This window comes from Mycetocola sp. Y442 (assembly GCF_056898615.1).
Window position 1 is genome coordinate 853,317 of sequence record NZ_JBXHBV010000003.1, and the last position, 21,847, is coordinate 875,163.

Annotated in this window: 22 protein-coding genes; 13 read left to right on the top strand and 9 right to left on the bottom strand. The window is 65.7% G+C overall.

Annotated features, from left to right (window positions below; translation table 11 throughout):
- Positions 1 to 23: 23 nt before the first annotated feature.
- Complete coding sequence (locus AC1X6S_RS15605) at positions 24 to 971, top strand: DNA-3-methyladenine glycosylase family protein (RefSeq protein ID WP_483406661.1); 948 nt, start codon at positions 24 to 26, stop codon at positions 969 to 971.
- Between the two features lie 36 nt (positions 972 to 1,007).
- Here the strand turns inward: AC1X6S_RS15605 and AC1X6S_RS15610 are convergent, their stop codons facing one another.
- From AC1X6S_RS15610 to AC1X6S_RS15620, 3 genes are all read right to left on the bottom strand, one after another.
- Complete coding sequence (locus AC1X6S_RS15610; RefSeq protein WP_483406662.1) at positions 1,008 to 2,684, bottom strand: phytoene desaturase family protein; 1,677 nt, start codon at positions 2,682 to 2,684, stop codon at positions 1,008 to 1,010.
- On the bottom strand, positions 2,681 to 3,184 hold the full coding sequence (locus tag AC1X6S_RS15615; RefSeq protein ID WP_483406663.1) for a DUF6326 family protein: 504 nt from the start codon (positions 3,182 to 3,184) through the stop codon (positions 2,681 to 2,683). Before AC1X6S_RS15615 ends, AC1X6S_RS15610 begins: the two co-directional genes overlap by 4 nt.
- Positions 3,185 to 3,282: 98 nt before the next feature.
- Positions 3,283 to 4,251 carry an NAD(P)-dependent alcohol dehydrogenase gene (locus tag AC1X6S_RS15620; protein WP_483406664.1) on the bottom strand — a complete coding sequence of 323 codons (969 nt, stop codon included), beginning with the start codon at positions 4,249 to 4,251 and terminating at the stop codon, positions 3,283 to 3,285.
- A 189-nt stretch (positions 4,252 to 4,440) separates the two neighbouring features.
- Here AC1X6S_RS15620 and AC1X6S_RS15625 point away from each other — a divergent pair, with 189 nt between their 5' ends.
- Entirely contained in the window at positions 4,441 to 5,115 is a 675-nt protein-coding gene (locus tag AC1X6S_RS15625; protein WP_483406665.1) for a TetR/AcrR family transcriptional regulator, read from the top strand.
- Positions 5,116 to 5,138: 23 nt separating this feature from the next.
- Here the strand turns inward: AC1X6S_RS15625 and AC1X6S_RS15630 are convergent, their stop codons facing one another.
- Positions 5,139 to 6,038 carry a LysR family transcriptional regulator gene (locus tag AC1X6S_RS15630; protein ID WP_483406666.1) on the bottom strand — a complete coding sequence of 300 codons (900 nt, stop codon included), beginning with the start codon at positions 6,036 to 6,038 and terminating at the stop codon, positions 5,139 to 5,141.
- Positions 6,039 to 6,191: 153 nt separating this feature from the next.
- Here AC1X6S_RS15630 and AC1X6S_RS15635 point away from each other — a divergent pair, with 153 nt between their 5' ends.
- From AC1X6S_RS15635 to AC1X6S_RS15650, 4 genes are all read left to right on the top strand, one after another.
- Positions 6,192 to 9,869, top strand: coding sequence for a proline dehydrogenase family protein (locus AC1X6S_RS15635; protein ID WP_483406667.1), 3,678 nt, complete (start codon positions 6,192 to 6,194; stop codon positions 9,867 to 9,869).
- 104 nt (positions 9,870 to 9,973) lie between these two features.
- The gene (locus AC1X6S_RS15640) at positions 9,974 to 10,330 is read left to right on the top strand and encodes a hypothetical protein (RefSeq protein WP_483406668.1); all 357 of its coding nucleotides are present in this window, start codon (positions 9,974 to 9,976) and stop codon (positions 10,328 to 10,330) included.
- 3 nt (positions 10,331 to 10,333) lie between these two features.
- Positions 10,334 to 10,645, top strand: coding sequence for a DUF7882 family protein (locus tag AC1X6S_RS15645; RefSeq protein WP_483406669.1), 312 nt, complete (start codon positions 10,334 to 10,336; stop codon positions 10,643 to 10,645).
- 40 nt (positions 10,646 to 10,685) lie between these two features.
- Positions 10,686 to 12,077, top strand: a complete 1,392-nt coding sequence (locus AC1X6S_RS15650; protein ID WP_483406670.1) for an MFS transporter — start codon at positions 10,686 to 10,688, stop codon at positions 12,075 to 12,077.
- 12 nt (positions 12,078 to 12,089) lie between these two features.
- On the opposite strand, the gene AC1X6S_RS15655 is transcribed toward AC1X6S_RS15650, so the two are convergent.
- On the bottom strand, positions 12,090 to 12,509 hold the full coding sequence (locus AC1X6S_RS15655; RefSeq protein WP_483406671.1) for a GntR family transcriptional regulator: 420 nt from the start codon (positions 12,507 to 12,509) through the stop codon (positions 12,090 to 12,092).
- Between the two features lie 74 nt (positions 12,510 to 12,583).
- Here AC1X6S_RS15655 and AC1X6S_RS15660 point away from each other — a divergent pair, with 74 nt between their 5' ends.
- Complete coding sequence (locus tag AC1X6S_RS15660) at positions 12,584 to 13,471, top strand: Vgb family protein (protein WP_483406672.1); 888 nt, start codon at positions 12,584 to 12,586, stop codon at positions 13,469 to 13,471.
- 15 nt (positions 13,472 to 13,486) lie between these two features.
- Here AC1X6S_RS15660 and AC1X6S_RS15665 read toward each other — a convergent pair whose 3' ends face one another.
- Together AC1X6S_RS15665 and AC1X6S_RS15670 are read right to left on the bottom strand one after the other, a co-directional pair.
- Positions 13,487 to 14,233, bottom strand: coding sequence for a GTP pyrophosphokinase (locus tag AC1X6S_RS15665; RefSeq protein WP_483406673.1), 747 nt, complete (start codon positions 14,231 to 14,233; stop codon positions 13,487 to 13,489).
- A 92-nt stretch (positions 14,234 to 14,325) separates the two neighbouring features.
- Positions 14,326 to 14,844, bottom strand: coding sequence for a CGNR zinc finger domain-containing protein (locus AC1X6S_RS15670; protein ID WP_483406674.1), 519 nt, complete (start codon positions 14,842 to 14,844; stop codon positions 14,326 to 14,328).
- A 103-nt stretch (positions 14,845 to 14,947) separates the two neighbouring features.
- Between AC1X6S_RS15670 and AC1X6S_RS15675 the strand changes: the two genes are divergently transcribed.
- A complete protein-coding gene (locus tag AC1X6S_RS15675; RefSeq protein WP_483406675.1) occupies positions 14,948 to 15,781 on the top strand; it encodes an alpha/beta fold hydrolase in 834 nt (277 codons plus the stop codon).
- Between the two features lie 83 nt (positions 15,782 to 15,864).
- On the opposite strand, the gene AC1X6S_RS15680 is transcribed toward AC1X6S_RS15675, so the two are convergent.
- Complete coding sequence (locus AC1X6S_RS15680) at positions 15,865 to 16,203, bottom strand: cupin domain-containing protein (protein WP_483406676.1); 339 nt, start codon at positions 16,201 to 16,203, stop codon at positions 15,865 to 15,867.
- Positions 16,204 to 16,408: 205 nt separating this feature from the next.
- Here AC1X6S_RS15680 and AC1X6S_RS15685 point away from each other — a divergent pair, with 205 nt between their 5' ends.
- Positions 16,409 to 16,573 carry a hypothetical protein gene (locus AC1X6S_RS15685; RefSeq protein ID WP_162924865.1) on the top strand — a complete coding sequence of 55 codons (165 nt, stop codon included), beginning with the start codon at positions 16,409 to 16,411 and terminating at the stop codon, positions 16,571 to 16,573.
- A 165-nt stretch (positions 16,574 to 16,738) separates the two neighbouring features.
- On the opposite strand, the gene AC1X6S_RS15690 is transcribed toward AC1X6S_RS15685, so the two are convergent.
- Positions 16,739 to 17,176 carry an Lrp/AsnC family transcriptional regulator gene (locus AC1X6S_RS15690; protein ID WP_483406677.1) on the bottom strand — a complete coding sequence of 146 codons (438 nt, stop codon included), beginning with the start codon at positions 17,174 to 17,176 and terminating at the stop codon, positions 16,739 to 16,741.
- A 185-nt stretch (positions 17,177 to 17,361) separates the two neighbouring features.
- On the opposite strand from AC1X6S_RS15690, the gene ddaH reads away from it, so the two are divergent.
- From ddaH to AC1X6S_RS15710, 4 genes are all read left to right on the top strand, one after another.
- Positions 17,362 to 18,225: a dimethylargininase gene (gene ddaH, locus AC1X6S_RS15695; protein ID WP_483406723.1), complete on the top strand. Its 864-nt coding sequence runs from the start codon at positions 17,362 to 17,364 to the stop codon at positions 18,223 to 18,225.
- A complete protein-coding gene (gene rocD / locus AC1X6S_RS15700; RefSeq protein ID WP_483406678.1) occupies positions 18,222 to 19,469 on the top strand; it encodes an ornithine--oxo-acid transaminase in 1,248 nt (415 codons plus the stop codon). The genes ddaH and rocD overlap by 4 nt, the downstream gene beginning before the upstream one ends.
- An 82-nt stretch (positions 19,470 to 19,551) precedes the next feature.
- A complete protein-coding gene (locus tag AC1X6S_RS15705) occupies positions 19,552 to 21,018 on the top strand; it encodes a peptide MFS transporter (RefSeq protein WP_483406679.1) in 1,467 nt (488 codons plus the stop codon).
- Positions 21,019 to 21,089: 71 nt separating this feature from the next.
- Positions 21,090 to 21,827, top strand: coding sequence for a polyprenol monophosphomannose synthase (locus AC1X6S_RS15710; protein WP_483406680.1), 738 nt, complete (start codon positions 21,090 to 21,092; stop codon positions 21,825 to 21,827).
- The last annotated feature ends 20 nt before the right edge of the window (positions 21,828 to 21,847 follow it).

A 21,847-nucleotide genomic window follows, 5' to 3' on the forward strand; every position in this document is an offset into this window, starting at 1 on the left:
GCCCGTCACGTATCGTGGTGCGCATGGACACCCTCGCGGCCAGCGACACCGTGCTGCGTTCGCGTTACCGCCCACGGCATCCGCTCTCGATTTCCGCAACGCTCGGCCCGCTCTCGCGTGGCGTCGATGGCCCGTGCTTCCGGCGAACGGCGAACGGCTCGTGGCTGACGCTCCGCACCCCGACCGGTCCAGCAACCCTTCACCTGGTCCAGCGGACGGATGAGATCGACGTCGCTGCGTGGGGAGATGGCGCTGAGTGGGCGATGGATGGTGTGCCTGAGCTGCTCGGCAGCCGCGACGACTGGGACGACCTCGACCTGGGCCGAAGTCCACTACTCACCGAGGTCCGCCGCCGCAATCCCGGCCTGCGGCTCAGTCGCAACCGGCTCGTGTTCGAGATGCTCGTGCCTGCGGTCCTCGAGCAGAAGGTCACCGTTGTCGAGGCGTGGCGCGCGTGGCGCCGGCTCGTGCGACGACACGGCGAGTCGGCACCCGGTCCGGCGCCCGAGGGCATGACCGTCGCGCCAGCGCCTGACACCTGGCGCCTCATCCCCAGCTGGGAGTGGCACGAGGCCGGCGTCGGCCCGCAACGGTCAGACACCGCGGTCCGCGCGAGCCGGGTCGCCGACGCTCTCGAACGCACCCTCTCGACGGGGGAGGATCTCCTTCAGGAGTCCGCGACGGCATCCACTCGACTGCGCAGCCTGCCCGGAATTGGCGTCTGGACGGCCGCGGAGGTCACCGCGAGGGCGCACGGAAACCCGGATGCCGTCAGTGTCGGCGACTACCACCTCGCGTCGACGGTCGGGATGGCGCTCACCGGGGCGCCGGTCGACGACGACGGCATGCTCGAGCTGCTTGCGCCGTGGGAGGGGCAGCGGCAGCGGGTTGTGAGGCTCATTCTCGCGAGCGGGATTGCGAAGCCACGGCGCGGCCCGAGGATCACGATCCAGGATCACCGCCGACACTGAGTGCGGCGTGGCCGGGTTCGCCCCTGCCGGGTACCCCTACTCGGACTCGAGCAGGGCCATCGCGGCGTTGTGTCCGCCGAGACCCGATACCGCTCCGCCCCGGCGCGCTCCCGAACCGCACACCAGAACGCGAGGGTGCTCCGTCGCGACCCCCCAGCGAGCGGCGGGGGTATCGAGCGGAGCGTCATCCTCGGCGAACGGCCAGTCCAGCCCGCCGTGGAAGATGTTGCCGAGCGGCATCCCCACCGCCCGTTCGATGTCGAGCGTTGTCTTGGTCTCGATGCAGGGCCGGCCGACGGCATCCGTCATGATGAGGTCTTCGATCGGCTCGGCGAGCACCGAATTGAGCGAAGCCAGCACCGCGGCCTGCAGCCTGTCGCGCATCTCGTCGTTGTTCTCGCCGGTGACGAGTCGCGCTGGCGTGTGCAACCCGAACACGGTGAGCGTGTGCGCCCCGGCCTCGCGCAGTTCGGGCGAGAGGATCGTCGGATCGGTGAGGGAATGGCAGTAGATCTCGCAGGGCAGCGGGGTCGGGATGCTGCCCTCGGCGGCGGTGAGGTACGCATCGTCGAGTTGCGACCACGACTCGTTAATGTGGAAGGTGCCGCCGAACGCGGCTTCACCGGTTACGGCCGCGTCCCGCAACTTCGGCAGCCGCGTGAGCAGGAGGTTCACCTTCACCTGGGCGCCCTCGCGTGACGTATTTGGGTTTGCACGGGCGGCCGAGCGCACGCCGAATGGGCGTGACTCGAAGACGCCGACCGACGGTTCACCTGCCGCGAGTTGCTCGCGCCCGTAGCTGACACTCGTTCCGGCAACGAGCAGCTTGTCGAGCACGGCGGGGGCGACATTCGAGAGGATCCACTCAGCGTGCACCTCGAGTTCGGCGCCGTCCCGCTGATATCGCACGACGCCGGCCGGGTCGACGGCCGTCACGTCTGCTCCGGTAAGAAGAGTCGCGCCGGCATCCCGCGCGGCCCGCGCGAGCTCAGCGGTGACTGCGCCCATTCCGCCGACGGGAACGTCCCAGTCCCCGGTCCCGCCGCCGATGATGTGGTAGAGGAAGCAGATGTTCTGCTGCAGGTCGGCATCCGTCGCCCGCGAGAAGGTGCCGATGAGGGCGTCGGTGAGGACCACGCCACGCACGACGTCGTTCTGCAGGTGCCGCGCGATGATCTCGCCGATCGGACGCTCGACCATCGCGTCCCACACGGCCGCTCCGCCGGCATCCGTCACCAGGCGCTTCGCCTCGGAGCGGGTGAGCAGTGGCCCGGTCAGAGTCGGCCAGAGCGCCTGGGTGAGGATGCGGCAGTTCCCGTAGAAACGCTCGAAGAGATCGAATTCGCTGTCGGTGGTTCCGATCCGGAGGAACGACGCCGCGGTGGCGGCCGGATCGTCGTTGTCGACGAGCAGGCCGCGGGTGGGATCCTCGGGGTCGGGGGTGTACGACGAGAACCGTCGCCGCACGAGCGTGATGTCGAGGCCGAGGTCGTCGATGATCCGCTGAGGGAAGAGACTCACGAGGTAGGAGTAGCGCGACAGCCAAGCCTCGACGCCGTCGAATGCCTGGGCGGACACCGCGGCACCGCCAACGGCATCGAGCCGCTCGAGTACCAGCACCCGCTTGCCCGCCTTGCCGAGATAGGCCGCCGCGGTGAGGCCGTTGTGGCCCCCTCCGACGATGATCGCGTCGTAGGTCTCTGGAGTCGTCATGCGGCCGATTCTGTCACGGATGCCTCCTGTCGAAGGTCGATCGGCGCGGGACCGGCTGGGGCGGCGGGAGTTCGGGGCCAGGTCCAGGCGGAGCGCAGGATGAAGACCAGGAGCAGGACCTCGATTCCGATGGAGAGGGCGTAGAAGAAGGCCCACTCCCAGGTCGCCCCCGCCGCGTTGAACATCGAGTAGGGGATGTAGAGCGATGCCACGACGAGGTTCGTGCCGCGGTTCATCCGGGCGGGCATGGCCATGGAGAGCATCACCATCAGGGCCGGGATCGCCACGGACGCGAACATCACGGTCAACAACGTGGAACTGACGTCGAACCTCCAGACGAGGCCATTCAGGATGCTGTCGACGACGCCTGGCTTGTAGAGGTTGAAGAAGTCGACGCAGATGTAGAGGAACATGAAGCTGGCCCAGGCGGCGGCGATCTTGGCCTGCACCGGGATGGGCGGGCTATCGAGCGGTTTCGGGGTAGTCGTTCGGATGGTCATCGGTCTTTCCTTTCGAGTGGAGCGGGCCCGTCCGCCGGAGTGGCGGCAGGTGTGGGCGTGCATACGCACGGGTTGAGTCGTTCTCGTCGGTCCGGTCGTCAGACGGTGATCACGACCTTCCCCCGGGTGTGGCCGGCCCCGACGTAGCGGAGGGCGTCCGCTGCTTTATCGAGGGGGTAGGTGCGGTCGATGACGGGTGTGACCTGCCCCGTCGTGAGCAGGTCGGCCAGCGTGAGCAGGTCCTGGCGCTTCTCGACCGAGGTGAAGGGCCTCAACCGCTGACGGGTGAACCCGGACAGCACGCGCGCTGTGACGACCCGACCGAGCGGGCCGAGCCAGCGGCCGCCGTGTCCGCTGTTGGGGATCAGGGTGCCGGTGGGCATCAGCGCTCGGCGGACAGCCGCCAGCGGCTGGGCCTCCACGTTGTCGATGATGATGTCGTAGCGCTCATCGGCGCGGGTGAAATCGGTTTTCGTGTAGTCGACGACGTGGTCGGTGCCGAGCGAGCGGACCAGCTCGACGTTGCGGGTGCTGCACACCCCCGTCACCTCTGCGCCGAAAGCCTTGGCGATTTGTACGGCGAAGGAGCCAACGCCGCCCGACGCGCCCGTGACCAGCACCGTCTGGCCCGGTTGGACGTTCGCGATCGTGCGCAACGCCTGCAACGCCGTCAGGGCCGACGTTGGCACCGCTGCCGCGTCCACGAGCGACACATTGCCTGGCACGGGCACGAGGTTGTCCGCCGGGACCGAGGCATACTCGGCGAGCGTTCCAGCGGTGCTCCACCCGAATACCTCGTCGCCGGGGCGGAGAGCGGTGACATGCTTCCCGACCGCTGTCACCACGCCAGCGAGATCCCTGCCGGGGATGCCGTGGCGCGGCCGGCGGAGCCCGAACACCAGGCGCACCATGTACGGCTCCCCGGTCATGACGAAGTAGTCGCCAGGGTGCACCGAGGCCGCGCGCACCTGGACGAGCACATCGCCTCGACCGGGCAACGGCATCCCGACCTCGGACGACTCGAGTATTGAGGGCGGGCCGTAGCGGTGCTGGACGGCGGCCCGCATCGTCGCCCTCCCGGCTCGGCTCGCGCCCCCCACTCGGCGTATTACGCCATTCGATTGCAGTTCTGTTCTCACGGAAACCTCCTCATATGTGACCTGTGGCTCGTTCGTACGCTGTACTACGGTCGTACACCGTACTATCGTCGTACGCTGGACGATTGTCAAGCCTTTTTCGAACGAGCAAGGAGTCCCGTGTCCGCGAGAGAACAACGCCAGGTCGCGTCAGACGCGGGGCTCAGCAAGCAGCGGGTGGTGGCCGAGGCAGTCCGACTCGCCGACCGCGAGGGGGTCGATGGGCTGAGCATGCGTCGGCTGGCTGGCGCGCTCGGCGCTGGCGCGATGTCGCTCTACCATTACGTGGCGAGCAAGGAGAAGTTGCTGGACGCCATGGTCGACATCGTGTTCGAGGAGATCGAGCTCCCGCGCGAAGACGCCGACTGGCAGTCCGCGATTCGGCAGCGTGCGGTATCCGCCAGACAGGTTCTCGCCCGCCACCCGTGGGCGATCGGTCTGATGGAATCGCGGACGTCGGCGGGGCCCGCGAACCTCCGCCACCACGAAGCGGTCACCGCCTGCCTGCGGAAGGCTGGCTTCACGGTCGTGATGGCGACGCACGCCAACTGGTTGCTCGACAGCTATGTCTACGGTTTTGCCCTGCAGGAAACCAGCCTGCCGTTCGGTACCGCCGATGAGTTCGCGGACATGGCCAAGGGCGTCTACGTGCCCCAGCTACCTCCCGACGAGTTCCCCTACCTCAACGAGTCCGCCGCGGCGCTCGTCGCTGGCGGCTACGACCCGGCGGAGGAGTTCATCTTCGGCCTCGACCTCGTCCTGGCTGCCCTCGAGCCCCTCAGGGCATCTGTGTAGCGACGATGCCGTGCCGCGGACCGTCAGCCCGGCTGCGCCACCAGGAAGCCCGTCGCCCTCGCCAGTGCCCCGCGCACAGCGGTGACGGCAGGGCGCGCTGCACTCACGCGCCGCGCCGAGGTGAACACCGTGCGTGACGGCATCCCCGGCAGGTCGACCAATCGCAACGCGGGCTCCCGGCCCGCCCACACCAGATCGGGCAGCATACCGACGGCGTTGCCCGACTCGATCAGCCGGATGTGCGCGATGAGGTCAGCCGTTTCGAACCGCACGTCCGGTTCGAAACCGGCAGCACGGCACAGCTGCGTCGACCACAGCCGCGCAACAGTTCCTTCCGGTTCCATCACGAACGGGAGGTCCGTGGCATCCGTCAGCGAGGAAACAGCGGATGCCGACGGCACAGCGAGCCGGAGGGCATCCGTCGCGAGGAACTCGCGATCCAGGTCGGGCAGATGCGGCCGGGTGTGACCGGGGTACTGCTCGGCCAGGACCAGGTCGAAGTCACGCGCCGCGAGGTCGAACAGGCCGGCCTCCGGCTCGCGTTCAACGATTTCCACACGGAGATCCGGGTGCTCTGAGCGGAGGATCGACAGCGCCTCAGGGATGACCGCGTGCGCGGCCGACTGGAACACAGCGACGCGAACCGTGCCGATCACCGCGTCGAGCGACGTGACGAGTTCGGCCTCGGCGCGTTCGAGCCCGTCGAGCAGTTCGGCGGCGCGCGTGGCCAGGAGCTCTCCCTGTGGCGTGAGCTGGACCCGGCGGCCGCTCTTCTGCAGCAGTTTGACGCCCGCCTCGCGCTCGAGTTGTGACAGCTGCTGCGACACGGACGACGGACTGAATGCGAGCGCTTCGGCGACGCCGGCGAGCGTGCCCCGCAACTGAACCTCGCGCAGCAGTCGAAGTCTTCTCATGTCGAGCATGGGGCCAGCCTACTCATCGGAGAAACTGATCAATATTGGTAAGAAACATTCGCTTTTCCGAACTCAGGTTCTCCCACACACTGAAGCTGAGAGTTGACGCAACCCGCGTTCCGCTCCCTTCGCACCAGGTACAGAGGGAATAGTCTCGTGATCATGCCTCACACTTCGGCCGGCGCCGAACTCAGCGCCACTCAACTCGCAGCCGACGCCGTCGTTCTCGCCCGCAAATGGGTGGACGAGAGCGCTGACGCTCCGGTGGATCCTGCCGCCCAGCGACTCGCCGATGTGCTGAAGGATCCGAATGGGCTGGCCTTTACCGTCGGCTTCGTCGACGGTGTCATGCGACCGGAAGACCTCTTCGTCGCCGGCTATAACCTGCAGCGCGTCGCGAAGCTCGCCCCGGCGTTCCTGCCGTGGTACCTGCGCGCCGCGATCACCGCTGGTGGTGTGCTTGGCCCGGTCATCCCTGGCGTGGTGATCCCCATCGCTCGCCGCGTGTTGCGCGACATGGTCGGTCACCTCGTGGTTGACGCAACATCGGAGAAGCTCGGACCGGCCATCGCGTCGCTCCGCGAGGGTGGCTCGAAGCTCAACCTGAACCTGCTCGGCGAAGCAGTGCTCGGCGAGAACGAGGCACACAAGCGGCTCGAGGGTACCCGCGATCTCCTCGTCCGCGACGATGTCGACTACGTCTCGATCAAGGTTTCCGCCATCGCCTCACAGCTGTCAATGTGGTCGTTCGACGAGGCTGTCGACCGCATCGTCGAGCGACTGACGCCTCTGTATGAGCTGGCGGCTGAGTCCACGACGCCCAAGTTCATCAACCTCGACATGGAGGAGTACCGCGACCTCGACCTCACCCTCGCGGTCTTTATGCGCGTGCTCGAGCGCCCGCGGCTGCGTAACCTCGAGGCCGGAATCGTTCTGCAGGCGTACCTGCCCGACGCGCTCTCCGCGATGCAAACGCTCCAGGACTGGGCGGCCACGCGCGTGGCATCCGGTGGCGCCCCGATCAAGGTGCGACTCGTCAAGGGCGCCAATCTTGCGATGGAGGGTGTCGAAGCCAAACTCCACGACTGGCCGACAGCGCCGTATGACGTGAAACAAGACACCGACGTCAATTACAAACGAGTCCTGTTGTGGTCGCTCACCCCCGAGCGCGCGAAAAACGTTCACGTTGGCGTCGCCGGTCACAACCTCTTCGACGTCGCCTTCGCCTGGCTCCTCGCCAAGGACCGCGGCGTTACCGACGCCGTCGACTTCGAAATGCTCCTCGGTATGGCCACCGGACAGGCCGCGGCGGTCAAGCGCGACGTCGGCGATCTGCTGCTCTACACACCCGTCGTGAATCCGCGCGAGTTCGATGTGGCGATTTCGTACCTGATCCGCCGCCTCGAAGAGAACGCGTCGCAGGAGAACTTCATGTCGGCGGTCTTCGAGCTCCACGACAACGCCGCACTGTTCGAGAGGGAGAAGGGCCGTTTCCTCGCGAGCGTGACGCAACTGGATGCGACGGCGAGCGAGGCTCCAACGCCTCGCCGCCTGCAGAACCGCGAAACGGAATGGACGCTCGCGCCAGTCGCTGAACTCGTACCGGGCAAGGCGCCGGCCGGCGATCAATCGATCACGAGACCTGTCGCGGTCGATGACGACGAGGTGAGCATGACCCAGCAGGTGCTTGGACTTGCCCGCGGATCGAAGACCGAGTCGCCGTTCGACACCGTTCGGGTGTTCGATACAACGACCCTCAACACGGTGCCGGCGACCGACATCGGCGCGCCGGGTTTCGTCAACACCCGCGACACCGACCCGGCCCTGCCGGCGAACCGCGCGTGGGCGCGCCGCATTCTCGCCAGGGTTCCCGGCAGCGACCTCGGGGCTGCGACGATCGCCGCGTGCACGGTGACGGATGCCGAAACCCTCGAATTCATCGTCGCCGGCGTCCGGGAACGCGGTACGGCCTGGGGTGCAACCCCGGCGGCGGAACGCGCCGCCCTTCTCGACCGTGCCGGTTTTGCGCTCGCGGCAAACCGGGACCGCCTGATCGAGGTGATGGCATCCGAAACCGGCAAGACGATCGCCGAGGCCGACCCCGAGGTCAGCGAGGCCATCGACTTCGCCCACTACTACGCCGCAAAGGCCCGTGAACTCGACGCGATCCGGGGTGCACGGTTCGTGCCCTCCCGGCTCACCGTCGTCACACCACCGTGGAACTTCCCCGTCGCCATCCCGGCCGGTGGAGTGCTCGCAGCGCTCGCCGCGGGCTCAGCGGTCATCCTCAAGCCGGCACCGCAGGCGCGCCGCTCGGCCGCGGTCCTCGCCGAAGCGCTCTGGGAAGCCGGCATCCCGCAGGAGCTTCTCACGCTCATCTCGCTCGACGAAGACGGCCTCGGCCAGCAGCTCGTCTCCCACCCGAGCGTCGACCGGGTGATCCTCACTGGCGCGTGGGAAACCGCGAAGCTCTTCCGGTCCTGGCGGCCGGAGCTGGCACTGCACGCGGAAACCAGCGGCAAAAACGCCATCATCGTCACTCCGAGCGCCGACCTCGACCTTGCGGCCGCCGACGTCGTGAAGAGCGCGTTCGGCCACGCCGGCCAGAAATGCTCGGCGGCAAGCCTCGTCATCCTCGTCGGTTCGGTCGCGAAGAGCGACCGGTTCCGTCGCCAGCTCATTGACGCGGCAACCTCGCTCCGCGTCGGCTACCCCGACGACCCCACCAGCCAGATGGGCCCGATCATCGAGCCGGCCGACGGCAAGCTGCTGCATGCGCTCACCGAACTCGGCGTCGGTGAGAAGTGGCTCGTCAAGCCACGCCAGCTCGACGACACCGGTCGCCTCTGGTCGCCGGGGATCCGCGGCGACGTCGCCCCCGGCTCGTACTTCCACCTGACCGAGTTCTTCGGGCCTGTGCTCGGCGTCATGCACGCCTCGACGCTCGCCGAGGCGATCCGGTACACCAATGCCATCGATTACGGGCTGACGAGCGGACTGCACACCCAGGACGCCGACGACCTCGAGGAATGGCTCGCCACCGTCGAAGCGGGCAACCTGTACGTCAACCGCGGCATCACGGGCGCGATCGTGCAGCGTCAGCCGTTCGGCGGCTGGAAGCGTTCCGCCGTCGGCGCCGGAGCCAAGGCCGGTGGCCCCAACTACCTGCTGACCCTGGGCTCGTGGGTGCCTGACTCCGGTTCAAGCAGCACGACGCTCCACCTGCGCGGCCTCGACTCGCGCGTCACCCGCATCATCGAGTCGGCCCAGCCGTCGCTCGGGTACGAGGAATTCGACGTCCTCCGCCGTTCTGCGCTCTCGGATGCCATCGCCTGGGGAAACGAGTACGGCGAGGTGAAGGATGCCTCGGCGCTCGAGGTCGAGCGCAACCTCTTCCGCTACCGCCCGGTTTCCGTCGCCGTTCGCGGCACCGCAGACGCGGACCTCGGTGAGGTGCTTCGCGTGGTGATAGCCGGTGTGCGTTCGCGGTCCCGTTTCACGCTGAGCGTGGCATCCGGGTTGCCCGCAGCCATCCGTGGTGTGCTTGCCGACCTCGGTGTTCCCGTGTCTGTCGAGACGGATGCCGAGTGGATCGAGCGGGCCGCCGCGCTCGATGCGGATGCTCACCGGGTGCGGCTCGTCGGCAGCACTGAGGCGCGGCGCCGGTTGCACACGGCCCTGGCCGGAGCGGCAGAGGGCAACCCTGACCTCGCGATCTACGCGGGCGCTGTGACGCCGGCTGGCCGGATCGAGTTGCTGCCGTTCCTGCACGAGCAGGCTATTTCGATCACGGCGCACCGGTTCGGCAACCCTGACCCGTGGAGCGAAGCGGTCATTTAGTCGCCGTCGGTGAGCTGAGGATCCACGGGCGTTCGCGTGTATCACGGCGGGCGCACGCGGTCCAGCGGTGCTCACGAATCTCGAGACTGCAGTACGGTCGAATTATGAAGCGCATCACATACTCCGGCGGATCAATCGTGACGGGCAACGCCATCACGGCGGCGCTTCTCAAGTACACAACCACTGTCGCTGACGCAGAGCACAGCGTCACCGTGGACATCCCTGTTCTCGAGGAGAACGGGGAGATCACCGTGCACGAGTTCCTGCTCAGCCCGGCCAGTCAGTTCGACGTCGCCGACGTCGGGGGCGTGAGCAGCGAAGAGGAAGCCAAGCGCTTCCAGGTCCCGGAGATGCCGCAGGTGGGCATCAAGGGCAAGGTCGAAGAAGGAACGGCAGCCGAGAAAACCGCCGAAGATTTCAACGCGGTCATGAACGACATCGACGCCGGGCTGGGGGAGTAGGTCATGGGCAAGTTCATCTATGGAACGCCGTCGATCTCCGTCGACTTCGACGACCGCGTGCTCGCGCACCTCAAGGTCGTCATCCTGTCGAAGGTTCGGCGGGGTGAGAGCTTCTCGTTCTCGTGGGAGTACACGGTCGCCTCGGGCAGCGGACACAGCTCCATCTGGATCCACCCGGCGATTCCGCTCCAGTTCGACTTCGCCGGCAGCAGGGAGCCACGCCTCAACCGCGCCTGGGTCGAGCAGCTGGTCCGGTTGGCGAACTCGCCAGCTGGTCTTCGCGTGATTCCCGAACCCTCCGAACCCGCGCCGTAACCCCTCCCGCGACGGGGTGCCCCGGCGCATACTGGGGTGCATGGCATCCGCCCCCCGCACCGAATCCGCTACCCAGCGAATCGTTTTACTCGTCGCGATCCTCGCGTCATTCGTCGCTTTCCTGGATGGCACGATCATCAACGTCGCCCTGCCGGCGATCTCGCGGGAACTCGGTGGCGGCCTGTCGGTTCAGCAATGGGTGGTCGATGCGTATCTGCTGACGCTCGGTGCATTCATCCTCCTTGCCGGTTCGCTGTCGGATGCCTTCGGTCGCGTTCGCATCCTCGCAATCGGCCTGGCCGGATTCGGAGCGACCTCCCTGCTCTGCGCGGTTGCCCCGAGCGCCGAGTTTCTCATCGTCGTGCGTGCCCTGCAGGGTGGGACGGCGGCGTTGCTCGTTCCGAGCTCGCTCGCGATCATCATCTCGACCTTCTCGGGTCAGGCCCAGGCGAAAGCCATCGGCACGTGGACGGCATGGACAGGTACCGCGATGATCGTCGGTCCACTCGTCGGCGGTCTGCTCGTCGACACGGTGAGCTGGCGGCTCGTCTTCGGCATCAACATCCTGCCGATCACGGTGACCCTCTGGCTGCTCGTGAAGATGGAGAAGCAGCCGGAGCGTTCGCGCCGGCCGCGCGTCGACCTGGTCGGCGCTGTGCTCGGCGCGATCGGACTCGGCGGTCCGGTTTTCGCGCTCATCGAACAGGGGCGGTTCGGCTGGCAGAGCCCGGTGGTGTGGCTCCCGCTGGTACTGGGGATCGCGGCGTTCGGCGCGTTCCTCTGGTGGGAGCGCCGCACAACCGACCCGATGATGCCGCTCTCGCTGTTCCGGTCACGCAACTTCTCAGCGGGCAATATCGCCACAGTGTTCATCTATGGCGCGCTCGGTTTTGGCTTCTTCGTCATCGCCATCTACCTGCAGCAGGTGGCCGGCTGGCCCGCTACCCTGGCCGGCGTTGCGACGCTCCCGCCGACCCTCGTGATGCTGGCGCTCTCGAGCCGGATCGGCGCGCTCGCCGGAAAAATCGGGCCGCGGATGTTCATGACCATCGGTCCGATCGTCGGCGGGATCGGATTCCTCCTCATGCTCACGGTCAGCGCTGACGTCGACTACTGGTCTCAGCTCCTGCCAGGGCTCGTGCTCTTCGGCATCGGTCTTTCGATCACCGTCGCACCGCTGACGAGCGCGATCCTCGGTGCGATCGATGAGTCCCAGGCCGGCATCGGATCGGCCATCAACAACGCGGTCGCCCGGGTTGCCGGGCTCGTCGCCGTTGCGTGTGCCGGTCTCATCCTCGGCTCGGTGCTCGATCTCGGCGGCTTCCACCGTGCAATGGGCGTGACCGCCATCGCGCTCATCCTCGGCGGGATCGTCTCGTTCATCGGCATCCGCAACCCTGTGGTGCGCGATGGGACGTCGGCGCCCGCGTAACCTCGGGCGGGTTCAGGACGAACGGATGCCGAGTGCAGCCGTCACGATCGACAGGGCGTCATCGGGAGAGATACCGAGCGACTTCACGCGGTCTGCGTAGGCAACAGCGGCGAGCTGGGCCTGCTTGTGGGTCGGATCGCCGACCGCCGAAACAAAAGAGCCATTGCGACCGCGGGTCTCGATCACGTCGTCACGCTCGAGCTCACGGTAGGCGCGAGCGACGGTGTTGGCGGCGATACCGAGGTCTGCGGCCAGGGTCCGCACCGTCGGCAGCTTGTCGCCGGGGACGAGGGTGCCGTCGCGCACGGCGTTGATGACTTGTACCCGCAACTGTTCAAACGGCGGAACGGCCGAGCGGGCATCGATGGTGAACTTCTGGGGCACGGTGTCCTCGTCCTGAACGGTCGGCGAAGCAATGGCGGTGCGGCCCAACGTAGCAATACAAAGCTGTCTGAGCAAACGCCGAGAGGGGTGCTGCCAGCGCGACCGGCGCTTAGGCTTGAACAATGACCGAGCGAACGCACCTCACTGAGCACAGGATTTCTGACGCAGAGGCCGCACCCTATGGCGTTGCGCTCACCGACGACGGTGCCGTCTGGGCAACCCTTATCCGGGGGCAGGCGGTCGTGCGCCGCGACGCCGATGGCACACTCGACACGATCGGACTCGGTGAGGGCTCCGAGCCGTCACTCCTCGCTGCGGCAACCGAGGACTCCATTTGGGTGACGGATGCCGCACGCAACCGCATCGTCCGCATCGGCCCCGAGGGAATCCGGGCCGAGATTCCGGTGCCGAGCGTCGGTGGACGCCCGTTCGGTATCGCCGCCGCCGAATCGGGGGAGGTGTGGTTCACCGAGATGACCACCGACCTGATCGGCAAGGTCGACATTCTCGGCAAAGTGACCGAGTTCACCGCCGGTGTCGACCATGGCAACCCCTCGATGATCGCCTGCTCCGGTGAGAGCGTGTGGTTCACGCTCAACGGTGCCAACGCCATCGGTTACATTCGCGGCGGCAACTCTGCGGTCGTCGTCACTGACCTGCCCACCAGCAAGGCCGGCCCGGTCGGAATCACCGTTGCGACGGATGCCGCCGCCTGGTTCACCGAGATCGCCGCCGGACAGATCGGGCGACTCGATCGCGATGGAGTCCTCACCGAGTTCCCGCTGCCCGACCGTTCCAGCAAGCCGCACGCGATCGCCGCCGACCCGTCCGGCGGGTGCTGGTTCACGATGTGGGGCTCAAGCCAGATCGGGTTCATCGCCGCCGACGGCACAATTGCCGTGACAGGCCTGCCGACACCGGACAGCGAGCCGCACGGCATTGCCGTTGCCGCAGACGGCACCGTGTGGGCAGCGCTCGAAACAGGCTTCCTGGCCGAGCTGCGACCCTAGGCGCTTCCGCGCCGGTTACCGCTGTTTCACGCGCGCGGCCGCGAGCATCCGCAGCATCGCGTCAGGAACAGCATCCCTGCCGATATCACGGGTGTCGATAACGCCGTCATCAGCGCCAACCACACCGCGGAGTGCGACCACCTCATCGTGGAGCCGCTCCATCTTCACGTCGAGGCGGTTCGCCGTGAGCGCCGCGTCACGGAGCTCGTCGAGGAGTCGCTCAGGAACCGCGCGGTTGTATTTGTAGTAGATCTTGTGCTCGAGCGCCGCCCAGAAGTCCGTGGCGATGGTGCGGATCTGGATCTCCACTTTGACCTGCTCGACGTGATCGGACATGAAGACGGGCACCTCGATGATCATGTGCAGACTCTTGTAGCCGTTCGCCTTGGGCTGGGCGATGTAGTCGCGTACCTGCAGCACCGTGACATCCCGCTGGGCCGCGATCATGTCGAAGATCTTGTAGGTGTCGGAGATGAAGCTGCAGGTCACTCGGATGCCCGCGATGTCCTGAACGTCGGAACGGATGCCGTCGAGCGTCATTTCCGAGCCCTTGCGATCCGCCTTGGCGAGAATGCTCTCCGCCGACTTGAGCCGTGAGCTCACGTTCTCGATCGGGCTGTAGTCGTGCCGGTGGCTGAACTCTTCGCGAAGGATGTTGATCTTCGTCATGACCTCGTCGATGCCGAACTTGTACGACATCATGAACCGCGTGAAATCGCCGTTCAGGGCACGGAGGCCACTGAGGTCGGGGGCGTCTGGCATGACGGCTTGTTCCTTCCACTGGCGGGGTTCGTCCGCCGTCGTTCAGTCTGCCACCGGGCGCTGGTTGTCACCCGAGAGATCGGCGCGGGGATTCAGCTCGAGATTTCCCTGGTGCGAGCGTAGTGGCGCCTGGACTTCATGCGATTTCCGCACGATTCCATCGAGTGCCACTTACGCGAATTTGCCTTGCTGTGGTCGACGAGGAAGTGCTGGCACTCTGGGTTCGCACACGGTCGGATCCGTGAGCCCGTTGGGGTCTGCAGTGCGTCCCACTCCTCAAGAGCGCGGGCACCAATCGCGAGGTCATCATCGACACTCAGCGACCACACCAGACGGCCATGCTCCAGGGCAGCGGTCTTGTGCATCGCGCTCAACCAGGGCTCAAGCACCGCGACCGACGCTTCTCCGCGCAGAAACGGCACGAAAGCCGACCTCGCCCGCCTCGCGCCCTCCACCTCGGCGGGGCTTCCCGTTCCGCCGTGCTCACGAAGCCACTGCCGCGCCGCGGCCTGGTCACCAAGTTCGTCATAAACGGCGTCGGGAAGCTCGAGTCGTGAGTTCACGAGATCGAGCAGCAGGGGCGTGTTTGAGGTGCCAGTGGTTCCGTTCATCTTCTAACCATATCAAAGCGCTTGACAGGTTGGGTGGCCTGTGGTTTTCTTATCGCTATAACCTGACAAGCGCCGTAAGGCGGTTAGAGAATCGGAGATTGCAATGAGCTTCATCACGGTCGGCACAGAGAACTCCACTGACATCAACCTCTACTACGAAGACCATGGCGCGGGCCAGCCCGTCGTGCTCATCCATGGCTACCCGCTCGACGGTCACTCCTGGGAGAAGCAGTCGGCGGCTCTTCTTGACGCCGGCTATCGTGTCATCACCTATGACCGCCGGGGCTTCGGCCAGTCGAGCCAGCCAGCCGTCGGCCACGACTACGACACCTATGCCGCTGACCTCAATACGCTTCTCGACACACTCGACCTCACCGATGTGATCCTCGTCGGGTTCTCGATGGGCACGGGGGAAGTGGGCCGCTACCTCGGCACCTACGGCTCTGAACGGGTCGCGAAGGCCGCGTTCCTCGCGTCGCTCGAACCTTTCCTGCTGCAGACAGAGGACAACCCGGCCGGTGTGCCGCAGCACGTTTTCGACGGCATCTCCAGGGCCGCCACTGCCGACAGGTTCGCCTGGTACGACGATTTCTTTGCCAACTTCTACAACCTCGACGAGACGCGCGGATCGCGGATCAGTGAGGCCGCTGTTCGTGGCAGCTGGAACGTCGCTGCGGCGGCCTCCTGGCTCGCTGCATCCGCTGCGGTTCCCACCTGGCTGACCGACTTTCGTGCAGACATCCCCAAAATCGATGTGCCGACTCTGATTCTCCAGGGCACGGCCGACCGGATCCTTCCGATCGACTCGACCGGGCGGCCGTTCTCGAAGCTCCTTCCCGACGCCGATTACATCGAGATCGAGGGTGCTCCGCACGGTCTGCTCTGGACGCACGCCGATGAGGTGACCGAGGCGCTGCTGAACTTTGCGAAAAAGTAGCAGCGAAGAAATAGCCGCGAGCGGATGCTGCAGGTGCGACGACATCTCCGTGCCTGCGGCTTCCACTCGTTTCTCCGAGCGATCTATTCGAGATTTTCCTGAATCATCCGTGGTGAAGCGTGAATGCACACCATGCGGAGCGGTCCGGTGCCCGAATTCACGAACTTGTGCGTGGTCTCGGCAGGGACGGTGAGGATGTCGCCCGCAACGGCATCCATTGACTCCGAACCCACCGTAATGCGCACCGATCCGAACCAGACCAGCCACGTTTCGGTGTAGGGATGACGGTGCAGAACCGGCCCCTGGCCCGGGTCGTTGTCGACAAGAAAGAATGAAATCCCGGCGCCGTGCGACGCTCCCTCGAATCGCCCGGTGCGTCCGGTTCCGACGATCAGGTCGGCACTTTTGACAATCGTGACCACGGGATCTCCTCTCGAAGAACACTCACCGCCGACGGTTGAGGAGTAGCGTGTACCAAAGAGTCCACTACTCCCGGAACGGGGTCGGCGGGGTTGTTTGAGGCAGAATCACAAGCAATTCCCACCGCTTTATCAGTAAGCCGGGTCCCGCGTCAAGGCCCTTCCCTCGATGCGGAAGATGGTGACGCCCGCTGTTAGCGTCGTTGCCATGAACATTCTCCTTGTAGTGGTCGCAATCATCGCCATCATTCTTCTTGTCACCGGTGGCTTCGTGCAGTCCCTCAACTTCCTGCTGTGGGTTGGCGTCGTCCTCCTGGTTCTGGCAATCATCGCCTGGCTGCTCCGTGTAGTCACAGGCAAGAAGAACATCTAACCAAAAGCAATACTCTGTCTGATTCGGCTCGCTGAGCCGAATATAACGACACAGCAAGGCCACGCCACCGCAGCAATGCGGACCCGATCACAGCATTTCGGGGGCGTGGCCTTTCTGCTTTAACGCCCGCGGGTTAGCCACCGACGCGTGCCACAGGGCTCGACGCTAGTCGACCTCGCGGGAGATCAACCGGGACAGGACTATCGCGCTCCGCGTGTGGTCGACGTGCGGGGCGTGGCGGACTCGCTCGAGTGCGGCTTCCAGGCTCGGGATGTCCCGTGAGCGCATGTGAACTATCGCATCGGCGCTCCCGGTGACAGTGCCGGCGTCGATGACCTCGGGGACATCGGCCAGGATTCGAAGGAGGTCATCGGGCGCGACGGTCCCGCGGCAGAAAATCTCGACGTATGCCTCGGTGTGCAGGCCGTCGACCGCTGGATCGACCTGGATGGTGAAACTGCGGATGACGCCGTCGGCGACGAGCCTGTCGACGCGGCGTTTGACCGCGGAAGCTGAGAGGCCGACCTCGTTTCCGATGTCGCCATACCCGGCGCGCGCGTTCTGTCTGAGCAGATCGATGATGCCGCGATCGAGGTTGTCCATTGCCGCAGTCTACGGCAGGATTTTGCGTCCAGAGCGAAACTCACGCAGCATTCGTGCGCACAACTGTCGACATCATCACGGGACTGCGTGCGACACTGGTTCTACGGCGTGCCGGTCTGATCGCCTCTCGCGAGCTGCCGGCCTCCCTGGACACCGTCCGCCGCTTCTTCGTGACGGAGATCAGCATGACGAACATCGACACCATGGCAGCAGGACAGACCGGGACCCGGGTGCCGACGACCCGCAGCTACCTCATGTGCAGACCCGAGTTCTTCACCGTCTCGTACAAGATCAACCCGTGGATGGAGCCGACGAAGCCCACCGACACCGCCAGGGCGCTCGCCCAGTGGCAGGTGCTCTACGACACGTATGTCGGTCTCGGCCACGACGTACAGCTCATCGATCCGATCGACGGGTTGCCCGACATGGTCTACTCGGCCAACGGCGGGTTCGTGATCGACAACATCGCGTACGGCGCGAGCTTCACTCACCCCGAGCGGATGCCGGAGGGCCCCGCGTACATGGAGTGGTTCCGCAGCAACGGCTTCGACGTCCGGGTCCCCCGGAACGTCAACGAGGGTGAGGGCGACTTCCTCCTGGTCGGGGAGACGATCCTCGCGGGAACCGGATTCAGAAGCGAATCACAGAGCCACAGCGAGGTTGCCGAGATCTTCGGCCGCGAGGTGGTCACGCTCACACTCGTGAACCCGAACTTTTACCACCTCGACACAGCGATCGCCGTTCTCGACCCGGTCGCCGGGAAGACGCCGGCGAACATCGCCTACCTGCCAAGCGCGTTCGACGCCCGCTCACTCGAGATCCTCCGTGACCGTTACCCGGATGCCATCATCGTGAGCGAAGAGGATGCCTCGATCCTGGGGCTCAACTCGATCTCCGACGGATACAACGTCGTGATCGCACAACGTGCTGTCGGGTTCGAACGCCAGCTGCGCGAACGCGGCTACAACCCCATCGGCGTCGACCTGTCCGAGCTGCTGCTCGGCGGCGGCGGAGTGAAGTGCTGCACACTGGAGCTGCGGAGAGCATGAGCATCGTGAACGAAGAGCTGAACGTGATGACGACCGATGCGCGACGCGCCATTGCGAGCGAAGAAGAGTACGTTGCGCACAACTATCACCCGCTCGAGGTGGTGGTGGCATCCGCCGATGGTGCCTGGGTCACCGACGTCGAGGGCAAGCGCTACCTGGACTGCCTCGCCGCGTACTCGGCAGTGAACTTCGGGCACTCGAATCCGACACTGGTCGAGGCAGCACGTGATCAGTTGCGCCGGGTGACACTGACCAGCCGTGCGTTCTACAACGACCAGCTCGGCTCCTTTGCCCAGGCGCTCGCCGAACTCAGCCGCAAAGAGATGGTGCTGCCGATGAACACGGGCGCCGAGGCCGTGGAGTCGGCGATCAAGGTGGCGCGAGCGTGGGGCTACCGCGTCAAGGGCGTCGCCGATGGTCAGGCGAACATCATCGTGATGTCCGGCAATTTCCACGGACGGACAACGACGATCATCAGTTTCTCCGACGACCCTGATGCTCGGGCCGACTTCGGCCCGTACACGCCTGGGTTCCGTACGGTGCCCTATGGCGATGCTGACGCGCTCGCGGCTGCCATCGATGAGAACACTGTCGCGGTGCTCGTCGAACCGATCCAGGGTGAGTCCGGCGTCGTCGTGCCGCCCGCGGACTACCTGCCGGCGGTGCGCACGATCTGCACCGACAACAACGTGCTCCTGATCGCCGATGAGATCCAGTCGGGGCTCGGCCGCACCGGAACCACATTCGCCTCTGACCTCGTCGGGGTCGTGCCTGACCTCTATCTGCTCGGCAAAGCGCTCGGCGGTGGCATCGTGCCTGTGTCAGCTGTCGTCGGCAATCGCGACGTGCTCGGAGTCCTCCAGCCGGGGCAGCACGGGTCGACCTTCGGCGGTAATCCACTCGCGGCGGCGGTCGGCCGCGCGGTAGTACGGATGCTCGCGAGCGGCGAGTACCAGAAGCGCGCCAGGGTGCTCGGGGCTCGACTCCACAACAGGCTCAACGGACTTGTCGGCCACGGGGTTCTCGAGGTACGCGGGGCAGGGCTCTGGGCCGGGATCGATATCGACCCAGCACTCGCTTCCGGACGTGAGGTGTGTGAACGGCTCATGGAGCGTGGGGTGCTCGCCAAAGACACCCACGGATCGACGATCCGTCTTGCGCCGCCGCTCGTTGTGGAAGAGGCCGACCTCGACTGGGCCGTCGATCAGCTCGAGGCGGTGCTCCAGGAGCTCGGGAGCGTCTAGCGCCTCCCCGCGCGGTGCGAGCGAGGGCGGAGGTTTGCCCGGGAGTTCGCAATGCCCCCGTTCGCGGGGTACCGTCGTAACTATGAGTCAGGTCACAACTCCGGCCTCGGCGCGTGAAGATCGCAGCTTTTTCGGGCAACCACGCTCGCTTGCCAACCTCTTCGGCGTCGAGATGTGGGAACGCTTCTCCTTCTACGGGATGCAGGGCATCCTCCTTATCTACCTGTACTACTCCGCAGCTGACGGTGGTCTTGGCATCCCGCAGGTCACCGCAGCCGGCATCGTCGGAGCATACGGCGGAGGGGTCTACCTCTCCACCATCCTCGGAGCGTGGATCGCTGACCGTCTCCTCGGCAGCGAGCGTGTTCTGTTCTATAGCGCCGTCGTCATCATGGTCGGCCACATCGCTCTCGCGCTTATTCCCGGCATCCCTGGCGTCGCCATCGGTCTCATCCTCGTCGCCGTCGGCTCCGGCGGTCTCAAGGCGAACGCAACGAGCGTCGTCGGAACGCTCTATTCAGAAAAGGATCCGCGCCGTGACGCCGGTTTCTCGCTCTTCTACCTCGGCATCAATCTCGGAGCGTTCTTCGGCCCGATCCTGACCGGGCTGCTCCAGCAGAGCCTCGGCTTCCACTTCGGCTTCGGTCTCGCCGCTGTCGGTATGGCCGCCGGGCTCGTCCAGTACTCGTTCGGCCGCAAGCGGCTTCCGGCAATCGCGCGGCAGGTGCCGGATCCGTTGCCGAAATCACGCTGGCTGGCCTACGGGCTCATCGCTGCGGCCGGTGTGGTCCTCATCGTGGTTCTCGTGATGGTCGGAGTCATCACCGCTCAAAACCTCGTGACGATCGTGATCCTGCTCACCGTGGCATCCGCTATCGCCTATTTTGTCGTGATCCTGACGAGCGCGCAGGTGACGGCGACCGAACGCAAGAGGGTTTACGCGTTCATCCCCCTGTTCATCGCCAGTGCGGCCTTCTGGTCGCTCTACCAGCAGCAGTTCACCGTCGTCACGATCTACTCGGACGAGCGGCTTGACCGGAGCCTCTTCGGCTGGGTGATGCCGGTGTCGTGGGTGCAGTCGATCAACCCGATCTTCATCATCATCCTCTCCGGGGTGTTTGCGGCGATCTGGACCAAGTGGGGTACGAAGCAGCCATCGACGCCGCTCAAGTTCGCCGCCGGCACCGCCATTATGGGTATTGCCTTCCTGTTCTTCCTGCCGTTCGCGGGCGGGGCAGCCAACTCGACGCCGTTGCTCGCCATGATCGGTATCCTGCTCGTCTTCACCATCGCCGAGCTGTTGTTGTCGCCCGTCGGACTCTCGGTCGCGACAAAGCTCGCGCCGGAAGCCTTCCGTACGCAGATGGTCGCGTTGTTCTTCCTGTCGGTGGCGCTCGGATCGGCGGTCTCCGGACTGCTCGCCGAGTGGTACCTCACGGTGAATGAGTCGGTCTACTTCGGGCTGCTCGGCGGCATCGCGATAGTGATCGGCGTGATTCTCGCCGTCATCGCCAGGCCGGTACTCCGGCTGATGAGCGGGGTGCGGTAGGCGGCGTGGGCGCCCGCTCTCTGGTTTAGGCTGGGAAGCCGCGCGGCGCCCGCCGCCCCGGGAGGACGCACGTGGCCGAAACGCTTGTCGTCATTCCGACATACAACGAGCGCGAGAACGTCACCGCCATCGTTGGTCGGGTCCGCACTGCGACGCCAGGGGTTGACGTGCTCGTCGTCGACGACAACTCACCCGACGGCACCGGTGATATTGCCGACGGTCTGGCGGCATCCGATGCGGCGGTGTTTGTCCTCCACCGTGCGGCGAAGAACGGTCTCGGCATGGCATACGGCGAGGCGTTTCGGTGGGCGCTCGCCCGCGGGTACCGCCGCGTCGTGGAAATGGACGCAGACGGTTCGCACGCGCCCGAGCAGCTTCCATCGTTGTTGAGTGCTGCGGATGCCGGCGCTGACGTCGTTTTGGGATCCCGCTGGGTTGCCGGTGGTGGCGTCAAGAACTGGCCGAGGTATCGCGAAGTGCTGTCGCGGGGCGGCAGCGCATACGCCCGGTTCGTGCTCGGCCTGCCGCAGCGCGATGTCACAGGGGGATACCGGGTGTTCACCGCTCGCGCGCTCAGCAGCATCCGTCTGGAGGATGTGCACAGCCAGGGCTATGGGTTCCAGGTCGACATGTTGTTCCATGCCCAGCGGGCGGGACTCGTGATCGTCGAGGTGCCGATCACCTTCGTCGAGCGGGAGTTCGGTGAATCCAAGATGACCGGGGGTATCGTCCTGGAGGCGATGTTCCGGGTCACGCTGTGGGGGATCGGCGCGCTGCCTGGTCGGATGCGGCGACGGTTCGTGCGCTGACGCACCCTGCCGTTGTGGGA